Source organism: Bradyrhizobium sp. NAS96.2, assembly GCF_001908235.1.
Taxonomy (GTDB): domain Bacteria; phylum Pseudomonadota; class Alphaproteobacteria; order Rhizobiales; family Xanthobacteraceae; genus Bradyrhizobium.
In genome coordinates this window covers 1-6080 of the sequence record NZ_LGHK01000298.1, presented here as the reverse complement: position 1 = coordinate 6080, position 6080 = coordinate 1, and the positions used below count along the sequence as shown (strand labels likewise).

General features: G+C 64.8%; 5 protein-coding genes and 2 pseudogenes. 6 read left to right on the top strand and 1 reads right to left on the bottom strand.

The genetic code is table 11. The annotated features are described in order from the left end of the window. Together AC628_RS40155 and AC628_RS40150 are read left to right on the top strand one after the other, a co-directional pair. Positions 1-567, top strand: a pseudogene (locus tag AC628_RS40155) (hypothetical protein); the annotation flags it as partial. After that, a complete protein-coding gene (locus AC628_RS40150; protein WP_245321575.1) occupies positions 564-797 on the top strand; it encodes a hypothetical protein in 234 nt (77 codons plus the stop codon). The pseudogene AC628_RS40155 and the gene AC628_RS40150, both read left to right, overlap by 4 nt. Here the strand turns inward: AC628_RS40150 and AC628_RS44965 are convergent. Then, the gene (locus tag AC628_RS44965) at positions 794-1297 is read right to left on the bottom strand and encodes a hypothetical protein (RefSeq protein WP_210190330.1); all 504 of its coding nucleotides are present in this window, start codon (positions 1295-1297) and stop codon (positions 794-796) included. The genes AC628_RS40150 and AC628_RS44965 overlap by 4 nt on opposite strands. 265 nt (positions 1298-1562) lie before the next feature. Between AC628_RS44965 and AC628_RS40140 the strand changes: the two genes are divergently transcribed. The 4 genes and pseudogenes from AC628_RS40140 to AC628_RS43590 all read left to right on the top strand — a co-directional run. Next, complete coding sequence (locus tag AC628_RS40140) at positions 1563-2225, top strand: response regulator transcription factor (RefSeq protein ID WP_016841655.1); 663 nt, start codon at positions 1563-1565, stop codon at positions 2223-2225. 295 nt (positions 2226-2520) lie between these two features. Continuing rightward, a complete protein-coding gene (locus AC628_RS40135) occupies positions 2521-3897 on the top strand; it encodes an ATP-binding protein (protein WP_074132260.1) in 1377 nt (458 codons plus the stop codon). A 334-nt stretch (positions 3898-4231) separates the two neighbouring features. Then, the gene (locus AC628_RS40130; RefSeq protein ID WP_074132258.1) at positions 4232-5626 is read left to right on the top strand and encodes a hypothetical protein; all 1395 of its coding nucleotides are present in this window, start codon (positions 4232-4234) and stop codon (positions 5624-5626) included. Between the two features lie 15 nt (positions 5627-5641). Further along, positions 5642-5780: pseudogene (locus tag AC628_RS43590) on the top strand (IS1595 family transposase); the annotation flags it as partial. Positions 5781-6080 lie beyond the last annotated feature (300 nt).

Genomic DNA, 6080 nt, shown 5'->3' with positions numbered 1-6080 from the left:
GTGCCTGCGCCGGCCGTGCCCGCCGAGCCGCCTGCGCCAAAACGGCCGCTGCCGACCGCCTATGGCGTGTATGCCGAGAGCGGCGGCAAGCTGTACGAACTCCAACTGATCCAGGGGCGTGCGCCGGATCCACGCATTGCGATTTCAGCTGCGATCACCAAGCCGAGCGAGACCACGCTGCCGGACGGACATCTGCGCTTCATCGTGTTCCGGCGCGAAGGCGCCGGCGGCGCCTCCGATCCGATCGACGTGCGCCTGATCGCGCGCGTGACGCAGCAGACCACGTTCGATGCAACCGGCAAGCCGGTGGTCTCGCCGGGCGACGACACCTGGGTGATCCGCAACATCTCGATCCCGTTCCGCGCGGCGCCGCTCAGCGAGGATCCGCAGATGTTCGAGGTCCAGCCGCGCGACGACGCGCCGCTGTCGCCGGGACGCTACGCGCTGATCCTGAAGGCGCAGGCCTACGATTTCACGGTCGAGGGCGCGGTGACCGACAAGCGGCATTGCCTGCAGCGGCTTGCGGCCGCGAATGGCGTGTTCTACTCGGAATGCGAGAGGCCGTGAGCGGCGCACCGATTCGGTTCAGCGCCGTGCTGGCGCTGTTGCTGTCGTCGAATGCCGCCCTTGCCGCACCGGATGCCGAGACGGCGAAGCGGTGCCTGCGCGCGGCCTACATGGTCTACCCGTACAAGCGGCCGGGCGCCGTGCCGATGAACGGCGACCGCCTGCACTTCTTTCAGCAATGCATGGCGCAACAGGGCACAAAGTCGGCGGAAGTGCCGAAGCGCGATTAACTCGGCGAATGTTCCGCGCGCGACCTCAGCCGGCCGAACTGGCTGCGCAGCACCAGCAGGATGAAGTGACCCGCGCCGATGCCGGCAAAACCTCCCGCGACCTTGACGATCGCGTCGAGCAGCCGGCCGTGACGGTCCGGTGTCAGCAATTGCATCGCCTCGAGCGTGAACGCGCTGAACACAACAAACAGCACGATCAGGGCGGTACGCCGCGGGTAACCCAGCACAAAGGCCAGTCCCATCACGGCATAGGCGGCGAAGCGCTCGGCCTGCGGATGCAAGAACGACGGACGGTCCTGGATTGGGGATAAGGTGACGAACGCGATGAAGACCAGCGCAAGCCAGCCCGCAACCACCGCAAATGTCTTGATCTTCGAAACAAGCAACAAACTATTCCTGATCCCAGTGCCACGCCGCGCCCGCGCTGGAATTAGCGCATCGCTTGTGCCCGCGATAATTAAATGCCCGCCGAAGGTTAATCTTGCCGCCGTCTGTGACATTGCTCACGGTGCCGGCGCGTTGGGACCGTGATGATGGGTGAGCAGGCGCACGTCCAGATTTGGGTATTTAAATACCTTGATCTCAAGGCTGGTCTCGTTCCATCCACGTTTGATCGATGGAACCTGAGGCGCTTGCGTGGGTTCCCGGGATGGTGCACCTGACGAAAAAATAAGCTTTGCGTTGCGGATCCATTCATAGGCCGTTCACGGCGCGAAGCCTCATTTGATGCCGGACTATCGGCAATGCTCACTCTCGGAGGCCAAAGTGCGTCTGCTCGTCGTTGAGGATGACCCGGATCTGAACCGCCAGCTCACCACCGCGCTGACGGACGCCGGCTATGTGGTCGATCGCGCGTTCGACGGCGAGGAGGGGCATTTCCTGGGCGACAGCGAGCCCTATGACGCCGTCGTGCTCGATATCGGCCTGCCGAAGATGGACGGTATCTCGGTGCTCGAGGCCTGGCGGCGGAACAAGCGGGTGATGCCGGTGCTGATTCTCACCGCGCGCGACCGCTGGAGCGACAAGGTTCAGGGATTCGACGCCGGCGCCGACGATTATGTCGCGAAGCCCTTCCATCTGGAGGAGGTGCTGGCGCGGATCCGCGCGCTGCTGCGCCGCGCGACCGGGCATGCCCAGGTCGAGCTGAACTGCGGGCCGGTGGCGCTCAATACCCGCACCAAGCGGGTCACCGTCAACGGCAACCCGATCAAGCTGACCTCGCACGAATACAATCTGCTCGATTATCTGATGCACCATACCGGGCGCGTGGTCTCGCGCACCGAGCTGGTCGAGCATCTCTACGACCAGGACTTCGACCGCGACTCCAACACGATCGAGGTGTTCGTCGGCCGCATCCGCAAGAAGCTGGAAGTCGATATTATTCAGACCGTTCGCGGCTTGGGCTACATGCTGTCGCCGCCGACCTAAGGCATGATCCGGAAAAGTGCGCAGCGGTTTTCCCTCGCGACAAACGCGTGGCGTTTGCGCGGAGATCATGCTCTTAAAGCGTTTTCGAGCGAAGCGGATACCGGTTCGCTCGCGTGAAGAAAACGCGATCAAACAAAAGGATGAGAGCATATCCTATTCCATAGGATCATGCTCTTAGAGCGCTTGATCGGCGTACACGGGCATTGTCATGATCCGCGCCGGGAGGACTGGATTCGCTGATGTCTGAATCCCTGATGTCTGTTGCCGCTGACACGCCGTTCGAGCTCGTGCCCTGATGGGCGGCAGTTCGCTTGCGACCCGCCTGTTCGTCTCGGCGACCGCCTGGGTGGTGGTGATCCTGGCGATCACGGGCGTCATCCTGTCGTCGGTCTATCGTGACGCGACCGAGCGCGCCTTTGACCGGCGGCTCAATCTCTATCTGCGCACCCTGATCGCCGAGGTGGCGACGCCGGACGAGCCGGCGGACCGCCAGTTCCAGTCGCTCGGCGAGCCGCTGTTCGACCTGCCGCTGTCAGGCTGGTACTGGCAGATCACCCGCACCGATACCGAGAAGGGCGAGACCCGCGCCTCGCGCTCGCTGTGGGACAAGAAGCTGCCGAAGCTCGAGGAGCACGGCGCCGAGCTGACCGCCGCCGGCGTCCGCCTCGGCTATGTCGATGGGCCCGAAGGCCAGAGCCTGCGCGTGGTGGAGCGGCCGGTCGATCTCGGCGTCGACGGCAAGTTCCTGGTCAGCGTCGCCGGCGACGCCACCGAGATCTTCGATGAGACGCGCAGCTTCGACTATTACCTCGGCGGCACCTTCGCCGCCCTCGGCATCGTGCTGCTGCTGACCACGATCTTCCAGGTGCGCTATGGCCTGGCGCCGCTCAAGCGCATTTCGGACGCGATCGCCGATATCCGTTCCGGTCGCGCCGAGCGGCTGGAGGGCCGGTTCCCGGTGGAGATCGCGCCGCTGGCGCGCGAAACCAACGCGCTGATCGACGCCAACCGGGAGATCGTCGAGCGCTCGCGCACCCATGTCGGCAATCTCGCCCATGCGATCAAGACGCCGTTGTCGGTGATCGTGAACGAGGCGGCCGGGCATGCCGCCGATCCCTTCGCCAGCAAGGTGCTGGAGCAGGCCGATGTGATGCGTGACCAGGTCGCGCACCATCTCGAGCGCGCGCGGATCGCCGCCCGCGCCACCATCGTCTCTACCATCACCGACGTCGCGCCTGCCATCGAGGCGCTGCGGCGGACCATGGAGAAGATCCATCGCGACCGCGACCTCTCGATCGAGGCGAAGGCCGATCCGGCGGCGCGGTTCCGCGGCGAGCGGCAGGATCTGGAGGAGATGGTCGGCAATCTCGTCGACAACGCCTGCAAATGGGCGGCCTCGCAGGTGTTCATCGAGGTCAGCGTGGTCCCGCCGGAGGCGTCGGGCGCTGGTCCCAGGCTGCGCATCGTGGTCGACGACGACGGCCGCGGCCTGTCGGAGGACGAACGCGCCAAGGTCGCCCGGCGCGGCCAGCGGCTCGACGAATCGAAGCCCGGCTCGGGGCTCGGCCTGTCGATCGTGACCGATCTCGCCGGCCTCTATGGCGGCAAGCTCGTACTGAGCGACGCGCCAATCGGCGGCCTGCGGGCCGAGCTCATGCTGCCCGCGGTGTAGCGCATGATGAGATTGGGTTGAGCTGCAACGGCGTCGAAAGTTCACCTCTCCCTAGGGAGAGGTCGATTTGCGTAGCAAATCGGGTGAGGGGGTACGGTCCATCGAGGGAGCAAGAGCCCTCACCCGGATTGCACTGGACGATGCTTCGCATCGCCAGGCGCAATCCGACCTCTCCCCGGTGGGGAGAGGTGAACCGAGACCTGCTTTTGTCTGCCTTTGGGGGCTCGACGACGTCATTATTATTCCTAAACGCGTTCTTAACGCGCCGACCTCTATCATCCCAAGCGGACGGGCTGCGGCGTTTGCCGGGCACCAAGCTTTCACGACCGGGCGCATGAGCCAGAAATCGACCGAGCGGCTGAGGGATTATCTCGCGCAGCTTCCGCCGCAATCGCAGGCGCTGCTGATGCGGGAGCTGGAGCGCGCGGTCGAACGCGGCGACGATGTTGCCGTCGCCAATCTGGTGCTCGAGCAGCTGCGCAAGATCGTGCGTGGGGCCGAGGAGGACGAGCGGATCGAGCCGCGCAGCGACGATCCGGCGCGGCTCCTGTTCCGTCCCCTCGAGCCGTTCCTCGCCGAGACCAATTTCCCGACCCGACCCGGCCAGCTCCGGCGCGCCTCGCTGCTGCCGATCTGGCAGTGGCTGGCCCGCGAGGGAGCGCCCGAGGCTATCAGCGAGTTCGAGGCGGCACTGGCAGCGGCCACCGAGAGCGGTCCGATGGAGATCGCCGCGCGCAAGTTCCAGCTCGCGGCTGCGGAAGCCATCATCAAGGTCGCGGCGCCCACCCAGGACGACCGCCAGCGCGCGCTGTCGCGAGTCGGCCCGCCGAGCGTCGTCGAGGACCTGCTGCCGATCGGCCTGGTGCTGCAGGCCCGCGAGGCGCTGGAAACCCTGGGCAGCCGGTTGCCGAGCCAGATCCGGGTGTTTGCCGATTCCCAGATCGCTTCCGCAATGGATGCGCTCAAGCTGCCGTCGCTGCAGACGCCGCAGCTGCTGCCCTTCGCGCTGTCATTGATTGCGCAGCGGCTCGCCGCGCCCTGGCAGATTATCCGGCTCGCCATCAAGATGGCGGCCTCGGACGATGAGCTGCGGGTCGCGGCAACGCCGTACGGCATCGCCGTCACCATCGCACTGCATGACCTGTCATTTGTCGCAGCCTGCCTGCGCACCGACATCCGGCGCGGGCATTTCGATTATGTCGGCGAGCAGCTCAAGACCCTGCATGACGGCGTCCGCGGCCTGCGCACCGAGCTCGATCTGCGCAACGATTCCACCTGGGGCCGTCAGCTCACGTCGGTCCGCGCCGATACCTCCAACGCGCTGCAATCGGAGATCGACAGCGTGCCGGGCCGGGTCCGCCGCATCCTGCGTCAGCGCGCCGACAAGGACATTACCGCCGGCGCCAAGATCGATGCGTCCGAGGTCGAGGACGCCGCCGCCCTGATCGATTTCGTCGCGGTGTGCCGCACCTATGCCAGCGAGCTCGCCATCAACGAGGTGACGCTGCGGACCTTCTCCGACCTGCAACATTATGTCGAGCAGTCGACCGAGGGGCTGGTGCAGTCGCTGCGCGGCGGCGACGCCCGGGTCCGGGCCTTCCGCCAGCAGCAGGTCAAGGCCGCGATACGCTTCTGCGAGGTGCTGTTCGGCCACGACTACGCGTCGCTGATGAACCGGGCTGCCGAGAACGCGGTGACGGGCGAGCGGAAGTCCTCGCGCGCGGGATAGCGCAGCCTAGGCAAGGTTCGAACCGTGTTCGAGCGCTCCAAAATCCCACTTACCAAGTGGCTTGCTCTCTTCCTGATGACCGCATCCCAAAAAGGGCGTGGGCGCTCATCAGGTCCACCGCATGCTTGTCATCAGCTACAAATCGACTTGGTTCCGAGGCGCGAGTCGAAGCGACTTGCGGATAAAAAATTGAAGGACGCGAGTAAGTAATTCGCCTGTGAACAGCGGGGCGCAGACCCTCGATCCACAGCCGGATCGAAATTTTTTGGCTTGGGAATCCCTGAGGACTCACCAATAGTTGGCTCGATCACAGGCGCGGCACTGACCCCTGTTATCCCCCTCTTTCCACCATATTTAGTGTTTGATCCAAAAACTCGTACTAGTTCTTGACGGGCGTGACTGGCGTATCTCACAATCCCACGCGACGCTGGAAAAAGAAAAGCCACCAAGGACT